The 21,664-nt window shown below is 67.2% G+C and carries 19 protein-coding genes; 6 read left to right on the forward strand and 13 right to left on the reverse strand.

The features are described 5' to 3' along the window. Positions 1–138: 138 nt before the first annotated feature. Positions 139–1,653 carry an L-piperidine-6-carboxylate dehydrogenase gene (locus RAH39_RS11970; protein ID WP_306590350.1) on the reverse strand — a complete coding sequence of 505 codons (1,515 nt, stop codon included), beginning with the start codon at positions 1,651–1,653 and terminating at the stop codon, positions 139–141. A gap of 82 nt (positions 1,654–1,735) precedes the next feature. Here RAH39_RS11970 and RAH39_RS11975 point away from each other — a divergent pair, with 82 nt between their 5' ends. Beyond that, positions 1,736–2,647, forward strand: a complete 912-nt coding sequence (locus RAH39_RS11975) for a LysR family transcriptional regulator (RefSeq protein WP_306590351.1) — start codon at positions 1,736–1,738, stop codon at positions 2,645–2,647. A 24-nt stretch (positions 2,648–2,671) separates the two neighbouring features. Beyond that, a complete protein-coding gene (locus RAH39_RS11980) occupies positions 2,672–3,226 on the forward strand; it encodes a YdeI/OmpD-associated family protein (protein WP_306590352.1) in 555 nt (184 codons plus the stop codon). Between the two features lie 330 nt (positions 3,227–3,556). Here the strand turns inward: RAH39_RS11980 and RAH39_RS11985 are convergent, their stop codons facing one another. Then, positions 3,557–3,856, reverse strand: coding sequence for an HU family DNA-binding protein (locus RAH39_RS11985; RefSeq protein ID WP_306590353.1), 300 nt, complete (start codon positions 3,854–3,856; stop codon positions 3,557–3,559). Between the two features lie 105 nt (positions 3,857–3,961). Beyond that, positions 3,962–4,414, reverse strand: coding sequence for a 50S ribosomal protein L9 (rplI, locus tag RAH39_RS11990; RefSeq protein ID WP_306590354.1), 453 nt, complete (start codon positions 4,412–4,414; stop codon positions 3,962–3,964). Positions 4,415–4,617: 203 nt separating this feature from the next. Here rplI and RAH39_RS11995 point away from each other — a divergent pair, with 203 nt between their 5' ends. Next, positions 4,618–4,998, forward strand: a complete 381-nt coding sequence (locus RAH39_RS11995; protein WP_306590355.1) for a PilZ domain-containing protein — start codon at positions 4,618–4,620, stop codon at positions 4,996–4,998. A gap of 23 nt (positions 4,999–5,021) precedes the next feature. Here the strand turns inward: RAH39_RS11995 and RAH39_RS12000 are convergent, their stop codons facing one another. The 3 genes from RAH39_RS12000 to RAH39_RS12010 all read right to left on the reverse strand — a co-directional run bounded on the left by RAH39_RS12000 (position 5,022) and on the right by RAH39_RS12010 (position 8,814). Continuing rightward, the gene (locus RAH39_RS12000) at positions 5,022–6,149 is read right to left on the reverse strand and encodes a DegT/DnrJ/EryC1/StrS family aminotransferase (protein WP_306590356.1); all 1,128 of its coding nucleotides are present in this window, start codon (positions 6,147–6,149) and stop codon (positions 5,022–5,024) included. A gap of 180 nt (positions 6,150–6,329) precedes the next feature. Further along, positions 6,330–7,841, reverse strand: coding sequence for a lysine--tRNA ligase (lysS, locus tag RAH39_RS12005; RefSeq protein ID WP_306590357.1), 1,512 nt, complete (start codon positions 7,839–7,841; stop codon positions 6,330–6,332). Positions 7,842–7,884: 43 nt separating this feature from the next. Beyond that, positions 7,885–8,814, reverse strand: coding sequence for a DUF3187 family protein (locus RAH39_RS12010; protein ID WP_306590358.1), 930 nt, complete (start codon positions 8,812–8,814; stop codon positions 7,885–7,887). 229 nt (positions 8,815–9,043) lie between these two features. Here RAH39_RS12010 and RAH39_RS12015 point away from each other — a divergent pair, with 229 nt between their 5' ends. Further along, the gene (locus RAH39_RS12015) at positions 9,044–10,351 is read left to right on the forward strand and encodes a citrate (Si)-synthase (RefSeq protein WP_306590359.1); all 1,308 of its coding nucleotides are present in this window, start codon (positions 9,044–9,046) and stop codon (positions 10,349–10,351) included. A gap of 63 nt (positions 10,352–10,414) precedes the next feature. Here RAH39_RS12015 and RAH39_RS12020 read toward each other — a convergent pair whose 3' ends face one another. The 6 genes from RAH39_RS12020 to RAH39_RS12045 all read right to left on the reverse strand — a co-directional run bounded on the left by RAH39_RS12020 (position 10,415) and on the right by RAH39_RS12045 (position 19,435). Next, entirely contained in the window at positions 10,415–13,141 is a 2,727-nt protein-coding gene (locus tag RAH39_RS12020) for a hypothetical protein (RefSeq protein ID WP_306590360.1), read from the reverse strand. Positions 13,142–13,150: 9 nt separating this feature from the next. Next, positions 13,151–14,428 (reverse strand): ATP citrate lyase citrate-binding domain-containing protein, encoded by a 1,278-nt coding sequence (locus RAH39_RS12025; RefSeq protein ID WP_306590361.1) that lies wholly within the window; start codon positions 14,426–14,428, stop codon positions 13,151–13,153. A gap of 261 nt (positions 14,429–14,689) precedes the next feature. After that, positions 14,690–16,300: a CTP synthase gene (locus RAH39_RS12030; RefSeq protein ID WP_306590362.1), complete on the reverse strand. Its 1,611-nt coding sequence runs from the start codon at positions 16,298–16,300 to the stop codon at positions 14,690–14,692. A 62-nt stretch (positions 16,301–16,362) separates the two neighbouring features. After that, entirely contained in the window at positions 16,363–16,791 is a 429-nt protein-coding gene (locus RAH39_RS12035) for a GxxExxY protein (RefSeq protein WP_373467363.1), read from the reverse strand. A 2-nt stretch (positions 16,792–16,793) separates the two neighbouring features. Then, a complete protein-coding gene (gene argS / locus RAH39_RS12040) occupies positions 16,794–18,593 on the reverse strand; it encodes an arginine--tRNA ligase (RefSeq protein ID WP_306590364.1) in 1,800 nt (599 codons plus the stop codon). 11 nt (positions 18,594–18,604) lie between these two features. Then, the gene (locus RAH39_RS12045) at positions 18,605–19,435 is read right to left on the reverse strand and encodes a transketolase (protein WP_306590365.1); all 831 of its coding nucleotides are present in this window, start codon (positions 19,433–19,435) and stop codon (positions 18,605–18,607) included. 176 nt (positions 19,436–19,611) lie between these two features. Here RAH39_RS12045 and rpsT point away from each other — a divergent pair, with 176 nt between their 5' ends. After that, positions 19,612–19,875, forward strand: a complete 264-nt coding sequence (gene rpsT, locus RAH39_RS12050; RefSeq protein WP_306590366.1) for a 30S ribosomal protein S20 — start codon at positions 19,612–19,614, stop codon at positions 19,873–19,875. A gap of 51 nt (positions 19,876–19,926) precedes the next feature. Here rpsT and gluQRS read toward each other — a convergent pair whose 3' ends face one another. Further along, positions 19,927–20,826: a tRNA glutamyl-Q(34) synthetase GluQRS gene (gluQRS, locus tag RAH39_RS12055; protein ID WP_306590367.1), complete on the reverse strand. Its 900-nt coding sequence runs from the start codon at positions 20,824–20,826 to the stop codon at positions 19,927–19,929. 17 nt (positions 20,827–20,843) lie between these two features. Here gluQRS and RAH39_RS12060 point away from each other — a divergent pair, with 17 nt between their 5' ends. Then, on the forward strand, positions 20,844–21,593 hold the full coding sequence (locus RAH39_RS12060) for a class I SAM-dependent methyltransferase (RefSeq protein ID WP_306590369.1): 750 nt from the start codon (positions 20,844–20,846) through the stop codon (positions 21,591–21,593). The last annotated feature ends 71 nt before the right edge of the window (positions 21,594–21,664 follow it).

A 21,664-nucleotide genomic window follows, 5' to 3' on the forward strand; every position in this document is an offset into this window, starting at 1 on the left:
AGGGCCCCGGAACGCTCCGGAAGGGAAAGGGGGGACGGGGGCCCGGGCAAAAGGGGGCCTCGCAGAAAGGGTGTTCCAGAGCTTACCCGGGAATCTCCTAAGGGAAAGCCCCCATCCGCAGGGAAAACCCCGGTCCGCTCAGATGTCGAGCGTGATCCCCTGGGCCAGCTCCACCCGGCCGCTGAAGTTGATGGCGCTGGTCTGCCGGCGCATGTAGGCCTTCCACGCGTCGGACCCGCTCTCGCGGCCGCCGCCGGTCTCCTTCTCGCCGCCGAAGGCCCCGCCGATCTCGGCGCCGCTGGTGCCGGTGTTCACGTTGGCCAGGCCGCAGTCGCTGCCCGCGGCGGACAGGAACAGTTCGCTCTCCCGCTGGTCGTTGGTGATGATGGCGCTGGAGAGGCCCTGGGGCACGCCGTTCTGGAGGGCGATGGCCTCCTCGATGGTGCGGTAGGGCATCAGGTAGAGGACGGGCGCGAAGGTCTCCTCCTGGACGATGGGGAGGTTGCCCTTCACTTCGGCGATGCAGGGGGTGATGTAGCACCCGCCGGCGTGGGGGAGCTTCTCGCCGCCGCTGAGGATCGTCCCACCCTGGGCCTTCACGGTCTCGATGGCGGCCAGCATGGTGTCCACCGCGCCGCGGTCGACGAGGGGGCCCATGAGGTACTTGTCCTCGCGGGGATCGCCGATAGGCGTCTTCTTGTACAGCTCCAGCAGGCGGTCGCGGAAGGTCGCGTAGATGGAATCGTGGATGATGACCCGGCGGGTGGAGGTGCAGCGCTGGCCGGAGGTTCCGATGGCGCCGAAGTAGATGGAGCGCAGCGCGATGTCCAGATCGCCCTTCTCGCTGACGATCACCGCGCCGTTGCCGCCCAGTTCCAGGATGTGGCGCCCGAAGCGCTCCTGGACCAGCTTGCCGACGTGGCGTCCGCCGGGGACGGAGCCGGTGTAGGACACCAGGGCCACGCGGGGATCGGTGTTGATCAGGTCCCCGATGTCGCTGCCCTTCCCGATGGCGAGGCTGCAGATGGCGGGATCGTAGCCGAAGTCGCGCAGGACCTTCTCGGCGATCTTCGTGCAGGCGAGGGCCGTCAGCGGCGTCTTGGAGGACGGCTTCCACAGCACCGTGTCGCCGCAGACGAGGGCCAGCGCCGTGTTCCAGCTCCACACCGCCACGGGGAAGTTGAAGGCCGTGATCACGCCCACCACGCCGAGGGGATGCCACTGCTCCTGCAGGCGGTGCTGGCGGCGCTCGCTGGGCATGGTGAGCCCGTAGAGCTGGCGGGAGAGGCCCACCGCGAAATCGCAGATGTCGATCATCTCCTGGACCTCGCCCAGGCCCTCGCGCAGGGTCTTGCCCATCTCCACGGTCACCAGCTCGGCCAGGGCGGCCTTGTTCCGGCGGAGCTCGTCGCCCAGGGCCTTCACCACCTCGCCGCGCTTGGGCGCTGGCACCAGCCGCCACGAATCGAACGCCGCGTGGCAGCGGCTGAGGATCCCATCGAATTCCTCGGCGGTGACGTTCACCACGTCCGCCAGGGTCTTGCCATCGATCGGAGAAACGGCGGGCTGCGCCTTCCCCGTGCCCAGCCACGCGCCGGCGAATCCCCCCGGATTCGATTCCGACAGCCCGAGCAGCGAAAGGGTCTTTTCCATGGCCCACCTCCAGATCCTGTTGTACCGTCTTCCAGGCCCTGCGTTGAATTCATTCTATTCAAGCCAGGCATGAACAGGATTCATGATTGTGGACGCCCTCCTCGACCTTCCCCAGCTCCGCACGTTCTTCGTGCTGGCCCAGACCGGCAGCTTCACGGCCTGCGCCCAGCGGCTGAACCGCACCCAGTCCGCCGTCAGCCACGCCATGGCCAAGCTGGAGGATCTGGCCGGCACCGCCCTGCTGGATCGCCGCGGCCGGAGCCTGGGCCTGACCGAGGAGGGCCGCCGCCTGTACCACGCCTGCGAACAGGCCTTCGCCACCCTCGACGCCGCCACCGAGGACCTGCGGCGGCACCGCAGCCTCGTCCGGGGCCGCCTCCGCGTGGGGGCCACGGTGGAATTCGGCAGCAGCATCCTGATGAAGCACATGCAGCCGTTCCTCGCCGCGAACCCCGACCTGGAGATCGACTTCACCCTCAGCCAGGATCTGGTGGCGCCCCTTCTGCGCGATGACCTCGACCTGATCATCGACTGCCAGGACCACGCCCTTCCCACGCTGCGGAAGGCGCCCCTCTTCCGCGAGATATACCTGGTGGCCTGCGCTCCCGCCTTCCGCATGACGAACCGGCTGAAGACGCCCGCGGACCTCGCCCGCTGCCCGATCCTCTCCCTCGACAAGGCCGGCACCTGGTGGAACCGCTTCCTGATGGCCCTCCCCGACCGCGACCAGCCGGTCCTGGAGCGCTTCATCGCCGTGGACCACGTCCGCGCCATGATCCACGCCGCCGTCGAGGGGATGGGCGTTCTTCTGGCCCCGCGGTACAGCGTCCTGGGGGAGCTGGAACGGGGCGACCTCGTGCCCCTCTTCCCCGATATCCGCCCCGCCGAGGACCGCTTCTCGATCTACCAGAAGAAAGTGAAGGCTGGACAGGAGAAGCAGCGGCTGCTCACGCGCTACCTCCAGTCCCTGAGCCCGGCGGAATTCGGGTCCTGAATCGCGGGGCCGAGGAGCGCCGACGTGCCGATCTTCTTCGAAACCCCCGCCGCCTTCCGCGCCTGGCTCGAAGCGCACGGCGCCACCGCCTCCGAAGTGATCGTGGGCTTCCACACGCGGAAGAGCGGCCGGCCGAGCTTGACCTGGCCCGAATCCGTGGACGAGGCGCTGTGCTTCGGCTGGATCGACGGCGTACGGAAGAACCTCGACGAAGATTCCTACCAGATCCGGTTCACGCCGCGAAAGGCGACCTCCATCTGGAGCGCGGTCAACCTGGAGCGGGTGCGTGTCCTCCAAGCCGAAGGGCGGATGACGAAAGCTGGCCTGGAAGCCCACGCCCGCCGGCGGGAGACTGCCTCGAAGGTCTATTCCTACGAGCAGGCAGAGGAGGCATCCCTCGATCCACAGGAGGACGTCCTCTTCCGGAAGCATGAAGCGGCGTGGCGCTTCTTCCAGGCGCAACCGCCGGGCTACCGCCGGCGGGCCCTGTGGTGGATCGTCAGCGCGAAGCGCCCCGAGACCCGGCGGAGCCGCCTGGGCAAACTCATCGCGGCTTCGGAAGAGGGGCGCCGGCTGTGAGGCGGCGGAAGTAGCCTCTTCGCCGAGTTTCGACTTCCGTGCCGCGAAAGGAGACGACTCCGGCGGTCAGTTCCAGGTGCTCCTTGAGGCCCTTGGCGGTCCTGGCTCGGGCCTCCGGCCCCACCATCGGCTACGCCGATGCGGCCCTCTTCTCCCTTCGCCTCCGGCTGCGGTCGAAGCGTGAAGACGACCTTGCACGGCCGCAAGGTCGTCTCTCTCACAACGACGAAGGCCGCCTTGCGGCGGCCTTCTGCATCTGTGGCATAACCTCCTCGCCGGGTCCCGACTCCGAACGCGCCACTGGCGCGTTCGGAGTCACCCGGCGGTCGGTTACATCTGGTCCTTGAGGCCCTTGGCGGTCTTGAAGACGACCTTGCGGCCGGCGGGGATCTGGATGCTCTCGCCGGTCTTGGGGTTGCGGCCCATCTTCTCCTTGGTGGCGCGGACCTCGAAGGTGCCGAGACCGAAGAGGTTGACGCGGTTGCCGGTCAGGAGGGTCTCGACGATGTGGTCGCGGACGCCGTCCAGGATGGACTTGGCGCGGGCCTTGGACAGGTCCTGGGCCTCGGCGAGGGTGGCGGCGAGCTCGGCGATACCGAGGGTTTCGGGCTTGGCAGTGGTCTTCGCCATGGAAGGCTCCTTCGGAAGGGAATGGGCGGGAACTCCGGCGCGCGGAGTCCAGGCAGGGCCGGCGCCCGCGGCGGGGCCTGCCCGAGGGGAAGGGATGGAGGAAAGTTATTCCGCGGTGGCCGCGGCGGTGACTTCCAGGCTGATCTTGGCGTGCACCCCGGTGTAGAGGCGGACGTCCACGGTGTAGGTCCCCGCATCCTTGATGTGGGGAACGGTGATGTCGCGGCGGTCCAGGGTGAAGCCCTTGCCCTTGAACAGCTCGGCCACGTCGCCGTTGGTGACGGACCCGAAGAGGTGGCCGTTCTCGCCGGCCTTCTTGGCCACGGCGAGGCTCACGGCTTCGAGCTTCTCCGCCAGGCTCTTGGCGTCGGCCAGTTCCTTGGCGCGGAGCTTGTCGGCGCGCACCTTCTCCAGCTCGATCTGGCGCTTGTTCCCGGCGGTGACGGGGAGGGCCATCTTGCGGGGCAGGAGGTAGTTGCGGGCGTAGCCGTCCTTGACGTTCACGACGTCGCCGCGACCGCCCAGGTGGGGCACGTTCTCGATGAGCAGGATTTCCATGGGAACTCCAGGGAGGAGATGAGGGTAGGTGCGGCCAGCGCCAGATGCTCGCGTTGTCCCCGCTTGGGTGAGACGGCGTGTGCGCCGTCAGGGCCGGATCCTGGATCCGCCCTGTCCCCCGGTGGGTTCAGGCCATTCGGAAAATCCAGTCTATCCTGGAAGGCACCGATACCCAAGGCAGGATTTCCTCTCCGGAGCCCCGGATGATCAGCCAGGCCGACCGCCGCGACGCCCGACGCATCATCGTCGGAGCGGAGTTCGCCATCTCGTTCACCCTCCGGGGCCACGACTACCGCGACGTGCGGATCACGAACCTCAGCCCCGGCGGATGCTTCGCCCTGGTGGGCGCCCGGGACGCCCGGCTGTTCGAACGCGGGGCCGTCCTGGAAGGCTTGGTGCTGCAGCATCCCGAACTGCCCAAGGCGCCGATCCTGGCCACGGTGTCCTACGTCCTCGGGGGGCGACCCGGAGCCGATCCCCTGGAACTGGTGGGAATCGGCATCCAGTTCCAGGGAATGGATCCGGCGTCGCAGGAGGCCCTGGACACCTGGGTGGACGCGGCCGAAGCGGCGCAGCGGAACTGATTCCCGCCGCGCCCTGCGGGGGGCTACTTCTTTCCGAAGAAGCCCAGGATCGCGGCGGCCACTTCCTCCCGCATGGCTTCGGTCATCTCGGGATAGACCGGCAGGCTGAGGACTTCCTTGGCGGCCCGCTCGGACTCGGGGAACTGGCCGACCGCGTAGCCCAGATCCTGGAAGCAGGGCTGCTCGTGGAGGCAGATGGGGTAGTAGACGGCGCTGCCGATCCCGCGCTCCTTGAGGTGGGCCTGGAGCGCGTCGCGCTTCCCGCCCTTCACGCGGATGGTGAACTGGTTGTAGATGTGGCGGCCGTCGGGCACCACTTCCAGGGGCAGGACCGCCTCGTCGGCGGCCAGTCCCTTCATCCGCTCCAGGTACCAGGCGGCGTGCTTCCGGCGCCCTTCGTGCCAGCCGTCGAGCATGGGCAGCTTGGCGCGGAGCACCAGGGCCTGGAACTCGTCCATGCGCCCGTTCATGCCCACCTCGTGGTGCATGTAGACGGGCTCCATCCCGTGGACGCGGATGCGGCGGACCCGCGCGGCCAGGGCCGCGTCGTCGCGGACGGCGGTCATCCCCGCGTCGCCGAAGGCGCCGAGATTCTTGGTGGGGTAGAAGCTGTAGGCGGTCAGGTCGCCGAACTGGCCGGCGGACTTGCCCCAGCCCTTGGCGCCGAGGCTCTGGCAGGCGTCCTCCACCACGGGCAGGCCGTGCTTCTGCGCCACGGCCATGATCGCGGGCATCTCCGCCAGCTGGCCGAAGAGGTGCACGGGCATGATGGCCTTGGTGCGGGGCGTGATGGCGGCTTCCACCAGGGCGCCGGTGGCGTTGAAGGTGGCGGGATCCAGGTCGATGAACACCGGCTTGGCGCCCAGGCGGGACACCACGCCGGCCGTGGCGAAGAAGGTGAAGGTGGGGACGATCACTTCGTCGCCGTGCCCGATGCCGAGCGCCATCAGGGCCGCCAGCTGCGCGTCCGTTCCGCTGGACATGGCCACCGCGTGGGCCGCGCCGGCGTAGGCGGAGATCTCGGCCTCCAGCCCCTTCACGTTCTCGCCCAGGATGAAGGCCGACCGGTCGATGAGGCCCGCGAGCCCCTCCAGCACCTTCGTCTTCACGGCGGCGTTCTGCGGCGCGAGTTCGAGCATCGGGACGGGCATGGGAGCCTCCATATCGCGGATTTTCAAGTATGGCAGTGGGTCGGGAAAGTTTCCGTCACATCGGTTTGTCAGGATCGAACGATTCCTGGGTCTTAACCGCAGATGGCGCAGAGGGCCGCAGATGAAAAACCACCCAGGCCCTTCATCTGCGTTATCTGCGCCATCTGCGGTTGAAAAGCTCTATTCCTTTTCGACCGTCTCGCCAGTCTTGGTGGGGCGCATATGGGGGAACAGGATGACGTCGCGGATGCTTGCGCTGTTGGTCAGCAGCATCACCATCCGGTCGATGCCGATGCCCTCGCCGCCGCAGGGCGGGAAGCCGTGCTCCAGGCTGGTGACGAAGTCCTGATCCAGCAGCATGGCCTCGTCGTTGCCCGCCTCCCGCTCGTCCATCTGGGCCTGGAAGCGGCCCATCTGGTCGATGGGATCGTTCAGCTCGGAGTAGGCGTTGGCCAGCTCCATCCCGCCGACGAACAGCTCGAAGCGGTCCACGAAGCGGTCGTCGCCTTCGAGGGTCTTGGTGAGCGGCGACAGCTCGATGGGGTAGTCGGTGATGAAGGTGGGCTGGATCAGCTTCTTTTCGGCGTGGTGCTCGAACAGCTCGCCCAGCAGAAGGCCCGTGGTCTTCTTGTCCACGTCCTCCAGGAACGCGGCCTTGGCCAGGGTCCGCACGCTCTCGCCGTCCTCCAGGAGGTGGGGCTCGATGCGGCCGTACTCGGCGATGGCGTTCTTCAGCGTCAGGCGGCGGAAGGGCGCGGCGTAGGAGATCACCTCCTCGCCCCAGGGCAGGCGCTCGGAGCCCATGACCTCGCGGGCCACCTGGCTCAGCAAGTTCTCCGTGAGGGCCATCATGTCGCGCAGGTCGCTGCCGGCCTCGTACATCTCCATCATGGTGAACTCAGGGTTGTGGCGGACGCTGAGCCCTTCATTGCGGAAGTTGCGGTTGATCTCGAAGACCTTCTCGAACCCGCCGACGATGAGCCGCTTGAGATACAGCTCCGGCGCGATCCGCAGGTAGAGGGCCATGTCCAGGGCGTTGTGGTGGGTGGTGAACGGCCGGGCCGTGGCGCCGCCCGGGATGGGCTGCATCATCGGCGTCTCCACCTCCAGGTAGCCCCGCTCCTCCATGAAGCGGCGGATGGCGCTCACGATTTTCGACCGCGTCTGGAACGTCTTCAGGACTTCGGTATTGGAGATAAGGTCCAGGTACCGCTGGCGGTAGCGCTGCTCCTTGTCCTGCAGGCCGTGCCACTTCTCGGGCAGGGGCAGCAGGGCCTTGCTGAGGAACTGGACCTCCTTCACCCGGATGCTCAGCTCGCCGGTCTTCGTCCGCATGAGCGGGCCGGTGACGCTGATGAAATCGCCCATGTCCAGGAGCTTGAGAACGTCCCACCCGGGCTCCGCGAGGTCCTCCTTGCGGAAGAAGGCCTGCAGCTTCTCGCCGTTCTCCGTGAGGTGCGCGAAGACGCTCTTGCCCATCTCGCGGATGGTGAGCACGCGGCCCATGGCAGAGACCGTCACTTCCAGCCCTTCCAGCCGCTCGTTGGGCCACGCTTCGGCGTCGGCGTAGGCCGCGGCCAGCTGGGCGATTCCGTGGGTCCGCTTCGCCTTCCGCGGCCAGGGGTCCACCCCCAGGGCCTTGAGCTTCCCGAGCTTCTCGAGGCGCACGTCGCGGTACTGGTTGGGCTGCATGGGGACTCCGGCTGAACCTCTTAGTTTACAGGCCCGGGGCCGATCAGGACTGCCCGAAGCGGTAGGCCACGAAGGCCGTGACGTCGGGGGCGGTGAAGGTCCCCGCCTCTTCGCTGAATCCGAACCGCCACCGGGGAAGGCGCGTGTGGCGGATGGTCCAGTGCTGCTGCCAGCCCGCGCGGTCCAGGCGCGACAGGCCCGTGCGGTAGGGGCTCCCGGCGTAGCCCAGGCTGGCCTCGATCCCGAGGCCGGACACGAGCCCCGCGCCCTCGCCCTGCCAGCCCAGGGAAGCCCACGCGCGGCTGAAGGAGGTCTTGTCCATCACCGTCCGCAGCGGGCTGTGGTCCGACAGCCCGAGGATCACGCGCTCCGCCTGCCCGAACACGGTCCAGCGTCCGAAGCGCCGCCACAGCGCGCCGCCCACCAGGCCGTCCGTGCTGCCGCTCCCCGAGAAATCCGACTGCTTTCCCGTGGGCAACTGCACCGACGCGCCCACGCGGCCGCCCGCGTCGGAGGTCCCGAAGGGCCGCACCCACGCCACGTCCAGGTCCATGAGCGCCACGCCGGCGCGGGAGAGGTCCCCCACCACCTGCCCGTCCCGCTCCAGGTGATAGGCGAGGCGGTTCTTGGGGGCATCCTCGCGCCCGCCCTGGGGCATGTTGAACAGCTGATGCCAGTTCCACATGGCCTGATCCGCGATGCCGCCGGAGCGCGAGAGCACTCGCGCCCGCACGTTCACGCGGGAGGAGCCCGCCTTCATCGCCCAGTCGCCCGTGAACTGCCACTCCTCGCCGTCCAGCCGCGCGAAGCTGCGGCCGTCGGAACTGCGCTCCAGATCCGGGCGGAGCATCTGGCTGGTGGCCTCGATCGCCACTTCGGTGACGCCCTCGGGAAGGGGCTCCGGAAAGCCCGCGAACCATGCGACGCGGTTGGGGCGCGGGGTCGCCTGGGCGTACACCGTTGCGGGTGACAACGCCAGTCCTACCCCAAGGAAACCCGCAAGGGGGCTGGAGATCCGGAGGGAACGATTGACCAACGTCACGGAAGATCCTTTCTGCACAGGTAATACTCTGCCCTGACGATCCCCGGCCCAGCCAGAACGATTCTTGAGCGAGCACAATAGTTTGCGGCGCCCTCGGCGGACGAGGCGCCCGCCCATCCGGTGTCCCAACGTCTTCCACCCCTCTTCACAGGAGCCGCCCATGACCCTCAAAGCCCGCCTGCTTGAAAAGATCCAGGAACACCGGCCGCGCACCCAGAAGCTCAACAAGGAATTCGGCGACGTGGTCATCGACCAGGTGACGATCAGCCAGGCGCTGGGCGGCGCCCGCGACATCCACGCGCTCGTGACGGACATCTCCTACCTCGACTACCAGGAGGGCATCCGCTTCCGGGGCAAGAACATTCCCGAGACCTTCGCGGCGCTCCCCAAGGCGGCGGGCGGCGAGTACCCCACCGTGGAATCCTTCTGGCACTTCCTCCTCACGGGCGAAGTCCCCACCCAGGAGGAGACGGACGAGATCGTGTCCGACTTCCAGGCCCGTGCCGAAGTGCCCGAGTACGTCTACGACGTGATCCGCGCCCTGCCCAAGGACAGCCACCCGATGGTGATGCTGTCCGCCGCCGTCCTCTCCATGCAGAAGGACAGCAAGTTCGCCGCCGCCTACCACGGCACGAAGAAGACCGACTACTGGGATCCCATGTTCGAGGACGCCTCGGACTTGGTGGCCCGCCTGCCCCGGATCGCGGCCTTCATCTACCGCCACAAGTACAAGAATGGCGACATCATCCCCGCGAAGCCGGGTCTGGACCTGGGCGCCAACTTCGCCCACATGATGGGCATCGACAAGCCCTACGACGACGTGGCCCGGATGTACTTCATCCTCCACAGCGACCACGAGAGCGGCAATGTCAGCGCCCACACCACCCACCTGGTGGCCTCCGCCCTGTCCGACGCCTACTACAGCTTCAGCGCCGGCCTGAACGGCCTCGCGGGTCCCCTGCACGGCCTGGCCAACCAGGAAGTCCTGGATTGGATCCTCAAGTTCCAGAAGCAGCTGGACGGCGCCGAGGCCACCGAGGAGAACGTCAAGAAGGCGCTGTGGGACACGCTCAACGCCGGCCAGGTCATCCCCGGCTACGGCCACGCCATCCTGCGCAAGACCGACCCCCGCTACACCGCGCAGATGGAGTTCTGCCTCAATCACCTGCCCACCGATCCGCTCTTCAAGCTGGTCAACATGATCTACAAGGTGGCTCCCGGCGTGCTCACCGAGCAGGGCAAGACCAAGAACCCCTGGCCCAACGTGGACGCGCAGAGCGGCGTGATCCAGTGGTACTACGGGCTGCGCGAGTACGACTTCTACACCGTGCTCTTCGGCGTGGGCCGCGCCCTCGGCGTGCTCGCCAACATCACCTGGGACCGCGCCCTGGGCTATCCCCTGGAGCGCCCCAAGTCCGTCACCACCGCCATGCTCGAAGAGTGGGCGGCCAAGGGCGGGCGCAAGTAGGTTTCCCGGAATTCGGAAAAGGGGCGGGCGCAAAGGCCCGCCCCTTTTCTGTGCCGGGACCGGTCACAGCACGAAGGACAGTTCCGCTTCCGGCGTGCGGCAGTCCATGTCCAACCCCCGGTCGCGGTGGTCGGCGATCTCCGCGGCGGTGCCCACGGCGCGGCCGAACAGGAACAGGGTGAAGGCCAGATCCTGCACCTGCCGGAGCGACATGCGCCCGGCCTGGAGATCCTTCCACGCCAGCTTGAGGCTGATCACCGCCAGGACCGCGTCCACGTTCACGCAGAACACGTTCTTGGTGACGCCCTCGTCGTACAGCGCCTGCACCAGCAGGTGATAGAACTCCCAGAAGACGTTGTAGACGCCCTTCCCCTTGAACATCGCCGCCACGAACTGCTCGCGCGGATCCACGTTGATGTGGTTGCCCCGGAAGACCGGATGGTTGACGCAGGGGATCGGCTTCACGGGCGTATCCCCGCTCTCCTGCGCCTCCTTCTTGTAGCTGCCATAGGCTTTGGCCGCCTTCACCGCCATCGCCTTCAGGTCGAGCCCGTGATCGGGATTGCCGGGATCGGGCAGCGACACGTCCTGGAACTGCGTCACCAGGTAGTCGATGGCCTCGTGGCCGTTCCCTCCGTGGGCGCGGCCGGTGTTGGCGAGGAATCCGACGAAGGCCATGGACACGTCGTTCCGGGCGCTGACGCTCTCCTTGGCGCCCTTGGCCGACAGGGTGCCGGGGCCGTTGGTGACGGTGAGGCCCAGGAGCGTCTGGAACTCCAGCAGCTCCGAGGGCTCCGGCACGCGGCTGAACAGCACCTTGAAGGCGTTCTCCGTGAAGCTGTGGTTGAGGTTGGACAGCTTCTTGTCCACCAGCTTCTTCCAGTGGGGATTGTGGGCGCGGTCCACCACCGAATAGGCCACGATGCGGGCCATCAGGTAGAAGTAGGCGACGGCGTCCTCCACCACCTGCCGGCTGATCCGCTTCTCCAGCATCGGATTCCACAGAACGCAGACGGCGATGGCCGCGAGCAGGAACTCGTAGGTATCGCGGATCTCCAGGCCCCGCGCCTCCGCCAGGGCGATGATGTGCTGGCAGACCTTGAGCGCCACGCAGGACTTCTGGGACTTCTTGACCTCCTTGAGCAGCAGGTCGGACACGTCCGTCTTCCGCGAGGGATCGGGCCCCAGCAGGTGGCGGATGACGTAGTCGTCCAGCTCCGGAGGAAAGGTCGTGGTGCGCTCGTCCAGCCCGAACTCCCGGATGAGGTCGATGACGAAGCGGGCGTGTTCGCGGGACTTCGCCAGGACGCCCTTGTCGCCCACGAGGGAGATCAGGGACGCCAGGTAGGCATTGGGCGTGCAGCCGTTGGCCCGGCCCACGTCGATCAGCTCCATCCGGCGCTCGTCGATCTTGAGGAACAGGTTGAGGATCAGGTTGAGGGTGGGGATGTCGCTCTTCTCCGGCATCACCTTGGTCAGCGCGAAGTAGAGGTTCTCCTCCAGCGTGTGGCGGGACAGGTCGAGCACCGTCTTGCCGTGCAGCTCCGACACCTGGGTCTCGCGGTTCATGCGCGAGGCGCCCGACTTCGAGGCCATGTTCTGCCGCAGGTAGTGGGCGCCGACCTGCTTGTTCACCTCGATGATCTGGGCGTCGTAGGGCGCGGGGGCCTTCACGGCGGGAAGCGCCATGCCCGCGGGCAGGGCCACCATGGCATCGCTCAGCCAGAGCTTCAGGGACAGATCCCCCGTGGCGGGGAAGTCCGGCTTCTCGTCGATCTTGTCGAACACCGCCCGCACCGCATCCGGGATGTACTGGATGCTGGGGACGCGCACCCCGCGCTTGCTCACCTGGCAGGTCGCGGGATCGAAGACGTCCACGCCGAAGTACTCGTCGAACCAGCGCTCCTTGCTCTCGGCGTCGTCCCCGCTGCCCGACAGCGCCCCGGCGTGGCCGCAGGCCCGGGTGAGGTTCTTCTTCCAGCGGCCGGTGACGCAGGCGATGATCGGCTTCGTGAACCCGAAGGCGCGGTCCCGGATCCAGTCCAGCGCCAGCTTCTCGTAGTAGCCGCCGGGCTCCACGTAGACCACCACGGCCTTGGTGCGGGGATCGTTCTGCGCAGCGTACAGGAACTCCGGCAGGGCGAAGTGGATGTAGACGTCCTTCCCGCTGGAGACGGCGGTGCTGATCCCGAAGCCGGCGGTGCGGAGGTACTCCGCCATGGTGGTGGTGAAGTTGCCCGAATTGGAGTGGATGGCGATGGAACCCTTCACCAGCGTCTCGTCGGGATGGTCGCCGCCGAGGCTGCCGCCGATGCGGACGCGATCCCAGGCGTTGGCCATGCCGAGACAGTTGGCGCCGATGACGTCCACGCCCGCTTCCTGGCAGAGGGCGCGGATGTTGCGGGAGTCCCGCGCCGGCACCTTCTCGGTGACGATCACGATGCGCTTGAGGGCCTCGTTGTGGGTCACCAGCTCGGACACCGCTTTGCACACGCCGAGGGGCGGGATGTAGACCACGCCCATGTCGAAGGCGATGCCCTGCTCCATGACTTCGCGGATGCTGCGGTAGACGGGGATGTCGCCCAGCTTGGTCTCCAACGCGCCGCGCCGGCCGTACTGCACGCCGGCCACCACGTTGCCGCCGCTGTACTCGTGGGAGACCGGCGTGACCTTGCGGCTCTCGCTGCCGAGGATGTTCATCACGCACACGCGGTGGTCGCGGGTGACCAGCTCCTCCAGGGAGTGCAGGCCGACGTAGTAGGGGAAGGGGCGGGTCTTCAGTCGTCGCATGGCGGTCTCCTAGGCCCGGACCAGGTTTTCGATCTGCTTGCGGTAGGCGGCGGCGCCCTCGTCCCGCCACCAGCGGTCCACCTTCCGCGCATACTCCAGCGTCAGGATCATCGAGGTGTCGTGGCCGAACATCTTGTACGGCAGGCGCAGCCGGTCGAGGATGTCCTTCGCGTAGAACATGCCCTTCACCACGTTGGGCCCGCCCCGTCCGACGACGACGTAGAGCGGCTTCCAGCCGGCCTTCGCCACGTGGTCGCGCAGGGCGTCGAACACGCCCTTGAAGGTCACGTAGATGTCCGTGTTGTTCGCCTTCCCCCCGATGAGCAGGAGCATGCTCGCCTGGTGGTACCAATGCTCGAACACGATGCGGCTGATCTCGTACATCTTCTCGTAGGGCGGATTCCCCCCGAAATCCGACGAGAAGATCGCCGCCTCGCCCAGGCTCTCCGTTCCCGCGCTGTTGGCGCCGCCGCCGAACATGAACGGCAGGATGCTTCCCTGGGGATTCATCTCCAGCACGTCGCTCTGGCCCTGGTAGGTGCGGAGTTCGTTGATGTCCGCCTCGAAGGCCGTGGTCTCCGTCTGGAAGAGGGCGTCGGGGAGCCCGATCCGCTTCCAGGCCGGGTTGTCCTGATCGAAGCTCGCCTTCACGTCGCAGGCCACGGGCAGGAGCTGGTTGCCGCGCCGCATCACGCGGATGGGATTCAGTTCGATGGTGGTGAGGCCGTAGCCGTCGTACAGCTCCCACAGCTTGGGCAGGTGCTGGACCAGCGCCGAGATGAAGGCCTCGGGACAGCCGGTGTCCGTGAGGGCATTCGTGATCTCGAAGGCGTTGATCCCGATGAAGGGATCGATCTCCACCACGGCCTTCTTCTCCGCCGGCAGGGCCTCGATGTCCACGCCGCCCCAGGGCGTGATGGTGAACACCGGCCCGCGGTGGACGCTGGAGCTGGAGATGCTGAAGTAGACCTCCAGATCGGACGGCACGAAGGCCTCCATCGTCACGCCGTTGGCGGTGACGACCTTGTTCCCGTAGGTGTGCTGCGCGAAGAACAGGTCGCGCTTCGCCTGCAGCGCCTCCTGCAGCGTGCTGACCACCCGGACCAGCCCCGCCTTCCCCTTCTTGCCGACGCCGCCGTAGAAGGCCGGTTTCACCACCAGCTTCCGGTGCTTCTCGAGGAACTGCTGGATCTCCTGGTTGGTGGCGGAGCCGTCGATGAAATCCGCCACGGGAAACTCAACCAGCTGCAGAAGCTTGGAGCCGTAGCGCAAGCCCGAAAGTTGCATGGTCCCTCCTCGGTCGTCTGGCAATGAACTGGAGCGTCGGACCATCAGGAAGGGCCGCCTCCGCATAAATGATATTTAGATCATTTTTCGCGGCAACCAAAAACAACCAGTAGGTCGTAATACGAGGCTCCAGTCCCCATGCGCCTTGACGGATCGCGAAGATCGGGCCCCGGCTGGACCGGAATGACCGATTCGCGGCAAAGCCCGGCCCCCGGAACGGGTTTTCACCGCGCTCCGGGGGCCGGTTTCCTCCTGCGCGCTTCAGCCGCGGGCGGCGGCGCTCGCCTTCACGAAGGCGGTGAACAGCGGATGCGGCGTGAGGGGCCGACTCTTGAACTCGGGGTGGAACTGGCAGGCCAGGAAGTAGGGATGGTCCTTCAGCTCCACGATCTCGACGAACACGCCGTCGGGGCTCATCCCGGTGAAGGCGAGGCCCTTGTCCTCCAGCGCCTTCTTGTACTCGTGGTTGAACTCGTAGCGGTGGCGGTGGCGCTCGCTGATCTCCGTCGCGCCGTAGGCCTTCGCGGCCTGGCTGCCGGGCTCCAACCGGCACGGATAGGCGCCCAGGCGCATGGTCCCGCCCAGCTCCTCCACGTCCACCAGCTCCCGCAGCTTGAAGATCACGCGGTGCTTCGGGGCGTCGTCGAACTCGGTGGAATCGGCGCCTTCGAGCCCCGCCACGTCCCGCGCGAACTCCACGGAGGCCATCTGCATTCCCAGGCAGATCCCGAAGAACGGAATGCGGTGCTCGCGGGCGTACTGGATGGACTTGATCATCCCGCGTGTCCCGCGCACACCAAACCCGCCGGGAACGAGGATTCCGTGGCAGTCCTGGAGGAAGGCCGCGGGATCCTGGTCCTCCAGGTCCTCGGCCTCGATCCACTTCAGGTCGACGTGGGTCTCCAGCCCGTAGCCCGCGTGGTGCAGCGCCTCGATGAGGCTCTTGTAGCTCTCCTTGAACTCCACGTACTTGCCCACGATCCCGATGCGCACGTTCCCCTTGGGATTGCGGATCCGGTGGAGGAGATCCTGCCAGGCGCTGAGGTCGGGCTCCTTCTCGCCCAGGCCCAGCAGGGTCGCGGCCTTCGCGTCCAGGCGCTCCAGGTGGAGGTTGAGGGGCACTTCGTAGATGGAGTGGGCGTCCCGCGCGCTGAACACCGCGTCCGGCGTGACCGAGCAGAACAGGGCGATCTTGTCCTTCAGGTCCCGTGGGATGTCCTGCTCCGCGCGGCACAGCAGGATGTCCGGCTGGATGCCGAGGGCCCGCAGTTCCTTGACGCTGTGCTGGGTCGGCTTGGATTTCAGCTCCCCCGCCGCCTTGATGAAGGGCACGTAGGTCAGGTGCATGTTGATGGCGTTGGCCTTCATCTGGGAGTCGAGGCCCGCCTCCAGCTTGAACTGGCGGATGGCCTCCAGAAACGGCTGGCTCTCGATGTCGCCGACGGTCCCGCCGATCTCGACGATCACCACGTCCATGTCCTTGGCGACCTTCCGCATCACGCCCTTGATCTCGTCCGTGATGTGGGGGATCACCTGGACCGTCTTGCCGAGGTAGTCCCCGCGCCGCTCCTTCTGGATCACGGTGTTGTAGATCCGTCCGGTCGTGATGGTGTGGTTGTGCGTGGTGGGCACCGACGTGAACCGCTCGTAGTGGCCGAGGTCCAAGTCCGTCTCCGCGCCGTCGTCGGTGACGAACACCTCCCCGTGCTGGAACGGCGACATCGTGCCCGGATCCACGTTGAGGTAGGGATCCATCTTCATCAGCGTGACCTTCAGCCCGCGGGCCTCCAGCAGCGCCCCCAGCGACGCCGCCGCGATCCCCTTGCCCAGGCTCGACAGCACCCCGCCGGTTACGAACACATACTTAGTCATCGCCTGCTCCCCCAACAACTGATCACCACCAAGACACCAAGGCGCCAAGAACTGCAAAAGCCCTATAAGACGAATCGAGAGATTCCGCTCTTCATGAGAGGGACATTGAAGTTGAGAAGAAAACCAAGCCTGCGGCTCGAAAGCTTCAAATAGGTCAGAAGCTGGGCGTCGTGGATGGGAAGAAGCTTCTCCAACATCTTCAGTTCGATGATGGCAATGCCATCCACGAGCATGTCCAACCGGAATCCACCATCAAGGGTCAAATTCTCGTAACGGATTGGAACCAGGACCTGAGTCTCGACAGTCGCACCTCGTTGCCTCAACTCGTGAGCAAGGCAGGCTTCGTACACACTTTCCAGCAAACCAGGACCCAACGTCCGATGCACTTTGATCGCTGCATCGACGATGAGAGTCGCCACCTTCTCTTCCTCTTTCGAAAGATCTTTTCTTGGTGCCTTGGTGTCTTGGTGGTGATCTTGTCCCGGCTGGATGCTCACATCTCCTCCGGCGCGCGGATGCCCATCAGGAACAGCCCCTGGCGCAGCGCGCGGGCGGTGGCCACGCACAGGGCGAGGCGAGCGTCGCGGATCTCGGGGGCGTTGTCCGGGGCGAGGATGGGGCAGTTGGTGTAGTAGCCGCTGAAGGACCGGGCCACAGCCACCAGCTGGCGCGCCAGGGGCGTGGCCATGCAGCCGTCGGCCACGGCGGCGATGGCGCCGGGCAGGCCGGCCAGTTCGAACAGCAGAGCCTGGGCCTCGGGCGCTGCGAGACCGGCGGAATCCGTAGGAAGCTCGGCTTTCGGGAAGGCCAGGAAGGGGCCGTCTTCGGAAACCACCTGCGCCTTCGCGGCCCAGTCGCCGCCAGCCTTGCGGAGGACGCTCAGGATCCGGGCGTGGGCGTACTGCACGTAGGGGCCGGTATCGCCGTCCAGGGCGATGACGCGGTCCCAGGTGAAGGTGATGGGCTTCACGCGGTCGTTCATCGCGTCGAAGAACACCACCGCGCCCATTCCCAAAATCTCGGCGACGGCCGCCTTGTCCTTCAGCTCGGGGTTCTTCTCCTCGATGATGGCGGCCACGCGCTCCTTGGCCTCGTCGAGCACATCCTCCAGGAAGATGACGTTGCCCTTGCGGGTGCTCATTTTCCCCTCGGGCAGCTTCACCATCCCGAAGGGCGTGTGGAGCATCCGGCCCTTGAACCAGGAATCCAGCTTGTCCAACACGGCGAAGATCTGCTGGAAGTGCAGCACCTGATCGGCGCCCACCACGTACAGGCAGCGGTCAAAGCCGTAGGCCTCCTTCCGGTAGAGGGCCGCGGCCAGGTCGCGGGTGGCGTAGATGCTGGTCCCGTCCGCCTTCTGCACCAGACAGGGCGTGGCGATGCCCACGTCCTCCAGCTCGACGATTCGGGCGCCCTTGTCGCCCTCCACCAGGAGGCGGGCGTCTTCCAACTGCTTCAACGTCGGCGCCAGGCGATCCTCGTAGAAGGCCTCGCCCTGCTCCAGGGTGTCGAAGCCCACGCCCAGGCGATCGTAGATCCGCTGGAATTCCCGCAGGGAGATCTCGCGGAACCAGCTCCACAGGCGGCGGGCCTCGACGTCGCCCTCCTCCAGCCGCTTGAACCAGCCGCGGGCCTCGTCGCGCATGGCGGGATCGGCCTCTTCCTCGGCGTGGAACCGCACGTAGAGCTGGAACAGGCGGAACAGCGGCGTCCGGCGCTTGTCCGGCGCGGGATCGGCCCAGTCGAAATCCCTCTCCAGATCAGCGTTCCCGTCCTGGGCCCAGCGGGTGTAGGCGGCCAGAAGGGTCCCGAACTGGGTGCCCCAGTCGCCCAGGTGGTTGAGGCGGACCACGTCGTAGCCCAGGAACCGGTGGGTCTGGGCGAGGGCATGACCGATCATCGTGGACCGCAGGTGGCCAATGGTGAACAGCTTGGCGATGTTCGGAGAGCTGTACTCGACGATCACCTTCTTGCCGTTGGCGGGCCTCGCCCCGTAGGGCCGGCCGGCGGGCGCGCCCACGATGGCGCCCATGACCGCCTGCGCGCGGGCCGCGGGCGTCAGCTTCAGGTTGAGGTACGGCCCCGCCGCCACGAGGCTGGCGCCTTCGATGGCGATGGAGCTGGCCAATTCCTGCGACAGCTGCACGGGGTTCTTGCCGAGCTGCTTGGCCGCGCGGAAGCAGGGAAAGGCCAGGTCGCCCAGGTCGCCGGACTTGGGCCGCTCCAGGGCGATCTCCACGCCGGGGAGGGCCGCCGCCAGCCGCTGTTCAAAGGTGGTGCGCAGTGCGTCCATTCCGTCGTTCCTCAATCCGCCAGTTCGGCCAGGGCCTTTTCGTATTCCTCGGCCTTGGGCGCCACGCCGTGCCACCCGGCCTGGTTTTCCATGAAGCTCACGCCCTTGCCCTTCACGGTGCGGGCGCAGACCATCGCGGGCTGGTCCTTCACGGTGCGGGCCCAGGCCAGAGCTTCCAGGATTTGCGTGAAGTCGTGGCCGTCGATCTCCTTGACCGCCCAGCCGAAGGCGCGCCACTTGTCCGGCACCGGGTGGATGTTCATCACCTTCTTCACGTCGCCGTCGATCTGGAGCCCGTTGAGGTCGTGGAAGACGCACAGGTTGTCCAGCTTGTGGTGGGCCGCGGCCATGGCGGCTTCCCAGATGACGCCTTCCTGGCACTCGCCGTCGCCCACCACGCAGTAGACGCGCTGCGGGGCCTTCTGGACTTTCAGGCCCAGGGCGATCCCCACGGCCTGGGGCAGACCCTGGCCCAGGCTACCCGTGGTGACCTCCACGCCCGGCGTGAAGTGGTTCTCAGCGTGGCCCTGGAGCTTGGTGGGGTACTGGCGGAAGGTCTCCAGCCAGGCCTTGGGGAAGAAGCCCTGGTCCGCGAGGATGGCGTACTGGGCCGGGCAGGCGTGGCCCTTGGAGAGGACGAACCGGTCGCGGGCGGGGTTGGCGGGATCCTCCGGGAACACCGCCATCTCGTGGTAGTAGAGCGCCACGCCGATGTCGATCCAGCTGAGGCTTCCCCCCGGGTGACCGCTCTGGGCCTTGAACACCTGAAGCAGCACGTCCCGGCGCAGGGCTTTCGCCTTTCCCGCCAAATCCTGCACGGACTCCAATTTCTGTTGCGGCATGGCCCATCCTTCTCCGGAGGCCACTCGCCTCCGATCAGCATGACCCACGGGAGGCCCCTTCGGAAGGGGGCGAATGGATCCTGCGGGCGGCCTTTTGCCCTTGACCCTCACAGGTTTTGCGATAGGATGGTCTTTCGCGCTTCCCGGGGCTTCCAGGGAAGCTGGAGATCCGAGCCATGGCCAATCACAAGTCCGCCGCCAAGAAGGCCCGCCGCGATGCCGAGGCTCGCCTCCGCAACCGCAGCAACCGCTCGGCGCTGAAGACCGCCGTCAAGAAGTTCCTGGCCATGGTGGCCGAGGGCAACAAGACCGAAGCGAGCAAGCTGCTGCCTCTGACCCAGGGCCTGGTCGACAAGGCCTGCCGGAAGGGCGTCATGCACAAGAACGCCGCCGACCGCACCAAGTCCCGTCTGGCTCTTAAGGTGAACAACCTGGCCTAACGGACCATCCGCCTGATGTGAAGGACCCGGTTCGCCGGGTCCTTCGCCGTTTCAGGCCCAGGCGGCGGGGACGCGGACTTCGCCCGGGGGGACGCGGCGCCAATCGAAGCGGGGGGCAAGGTCTTCCGCCCGGCATGGCTCCGGCCGTTCCAGGCATCCCAGGCTCCAGCCCAGCCAGCCGAGGACGGCTTCCGCGGACACGCCGCGCTCCGCGAGGGCTTCAAGGCCCAGCGCCCCCGCCCGCTTCCCCAGGCGGCCCCCCTCCGGCGCGGCCACCAGCCCCAGGTGCGCGTAGGCGGGGCGCGGAAGACCCAGCGCCTCCTGGAGTCGGATGTGGGTGGCGGTGACGGGCCGGAGATCCGCGCCCCGCACCACCTCCGTGACGCCCTTCGCCCCGTCGTCCACCGCTACCGCCAAGTGGTACGCGAAGCAGCCGTCCCGGCGGAAGAGCAGCGGATCGCCGGTGAGAGCGCCCGGATCGTCCATCTGCGGCCCCAGCAGCCGGTCCTCCCAGGCCACGGGGCCTTCAGGCAGCCGCAGGCGGAGGGCGCGGTCGAACCCCTCCCAGTCGCGCTCCCGGCAGCGGCCCGGGTAGGGGCGCAGGCCATCCTCCGCGTGGGGCGCGGACGCCAATGTCTGGAGATCCTTTCGGGTGCAGAGGCAGGGATACAGAAGGTCGCCCGCCTGGAGGGCCGCCAGGGCCTCGCGGTAGGCGGAGCCGCGATCCGACTGCCAGACCACGGGCACGTCCGACACGAGGCCCAGAGCGTCCAGATCCCGCAGCTGCGCCTCGCCCAGCTCGCGGCGACAGCGGGGGCCGTCCACGTCCTCCATCCGCACGATCCAGCCTCCTCCGACCGCCCGCGCGGACAGCCAGGAGGCCAGCGCCGTCCGGAGATTTCCCAGGTGGAGGAGGCCGGTGGGCGAGGGGGCGAAGCGGCCAAGGGGCATCCGACTAGGATAGGGTCATGTCCCTTTTCCACCGCCTGCCGCCCGTTTTCCGCGCCCTCGGGGCCCAGGCGCTCGCCTTCGCGGGCCTGGTCGCCCTGGCGCGCCTCGGGCTGCGGTTCCCACCCATGGTGTGGCTCCTGGCCCAGGCGACGGGCGCGGTGTTCCTGTCCCGGTTCGCGGCCCTGCCCTTCCGCTGGCTCCTCATCCAGGCGGCCCTGCCCTTCCTGGTGTGGGCGGCGTGGGGACTGGGCCTTCCGGCCTGGATCTATCTGGCCCTGTTCCTCGTTCTCGCGGCGGTATTCGGCGGGGGCCTCCTCACCCGCGTCCCCCTCTACCACGCCAGCCGCGATGCCTGGAAGAAGCTGGAAGACCTCGTTCCGGATCGTCCCGGCGTGCGCTTCGTGGACCTGGGGTGCGGGTTCGGCGGCCCCGTCGCCCACCTCGCGAAGGCCCGGCCGGACGCCACCTTCGTGGGGGTGGAGGCCTCTCCCTTCACCTGGCTGGTGGCCTGGCTGCGGTGCCTCCCCTGGCGCAACGCCCGCATCCGCCTGGGCAGCCTATGGCGGACGGACCTCGCCGCGTTCGACGTGGCCTACGCGTTCCTGTCCCCCGTCCCCATGCCCGCGCTGGGGGCCAAGGCCCGTCGCGAGATGCGCCCCGGAACGCGCCTCATCAGCCACAGCTTCGAAATCCCCGGCGAAACGCCCCTTCGCGTGATCCCCGTGAAGGGGCGCGAAGGGGCGCGGCTGATGGTCTGGGATTTCTGAAAAGCAAACTCATCACCACCAAGGCACCAAGAAAAGCTCTTTTGCAGTTCTTGGTGTCTTGGTGCCTTGGT

It is taken from the genome of Geothrix sp. 21YS21S-4 (genome assembly GCF_030845995.1).
Lineage (GTDB): Bacteria > Acidobacteriota > Holophagae > Holophagales > Holophagaceae > Geothrix.

Coding starts and splice junctions, on each gene's coding strand:
- RAH39_RS11975 (WP_306590351.1), top strand. CDS start 1,736: ATGATTGTGGACGCCCTCCTCGACCTTCCCCAGCTCCGCACGTTCTTC.
- RAH39_RS12025 (WP_306590361.1), bottom strand. CDS start 14,428: ATGCAACTTTCGGGCTTGCGCTACGGCTCCAAGCTTCTGCAGCTGGTT.
- RAH39_RS12000 (WP_306590356.1), bottom strand. CDS start 6,149: ATGCCCGTCCCGATGCTCGAACTCGCGCCGCAGAACGCCGCCGTGAAG.
- RAH39_RS11995 (WP_306590355.1), top strand. CDS start 4,618: ATGATCAGCCAGGCCGACCGCCGCGACGCCCGACGCATCATCGTCGGA.
- RAH39_RS12045 (WP_306590365.1), bottom strand. CDS start 19,435: ATGCCGCAACAGAAATTGGAGTCCGTGCAGGATTTGGCGGGAAAGGCG.
- RAH39_RS12060 (WP_306590369.1), top strand. CDS start 20,844: ATGTCCCTTTTCCACCGCCTGCCGCCCGTTTTCCGCGCCCTCGGGGCC.
- RAH39_RS11985 (WP_306590353.1), bottom strand. CDS start 3,856: ATGGCGAAGACCACTGCCAAGCCCGAAACCCTCGGTATCGCCGAGCTC.
- lysS (WP_306590357.1), bottom strand. CDS start 7,841: ATGCAGCCCAACCAGTACCGCGACGTGCGCCTCGAGAAGCTCGGGAAG.
- argS (WP_306590364.1), bottom strand. CDS start 18,593: ATGGACGCACTGCGCACCACCTTTGAACAGCGGCTGGCGGCGGCCCTC.
- RAH39_RS11970 (WP_306590350.1), bottom strand. CDS start 1,653: ATGGAAAAGACCCTTTCGCTGCTCGGGCTGTCGGAATCGAATCCGGGG.
- rpsT (WP_306590366.1), top strand. CDS start 19,612: ATGGCCAATCACAAGTCCGCCGCCAAGAAGGCCCGCCGCGATGCCGAG.
- RAH39_RS12030 (WP_306590362.1), bottom strand. CDS start 16,300: ATGACTAAGTATGTGTTCGTAACCGGCGGGGTGCTGTCGAGCCTGGGC.
- RAH39_RS12015 (WP_306590359.1), top strand. CDS start 9,044: ATGACCCTCAAAGCCCGCCTGCTTGAAAAGATCCAGGAACACCGGCCG.
- rplI (WP_306590354.1), bottom strand. CDS start 4,414: ATGGAAATCCTGCTCATCGAGAACGTGCCCCACCTGGGCGGTCGCGGC.
- RAH39_RS12020 (WP_306590360.1), bottom strand. CDS start 13,141: ATGCGACGACTGAAGACCCGCCCCTTCCCCTACTACGTCGGCCTGCAC.
- gluQRS (WP_306590367.1), bottom strand. CDS start 20,826: ATGCCCCTTGGCCGCTTCGCCCCCTCGCCCACCGGCCTCCTCCACCTG.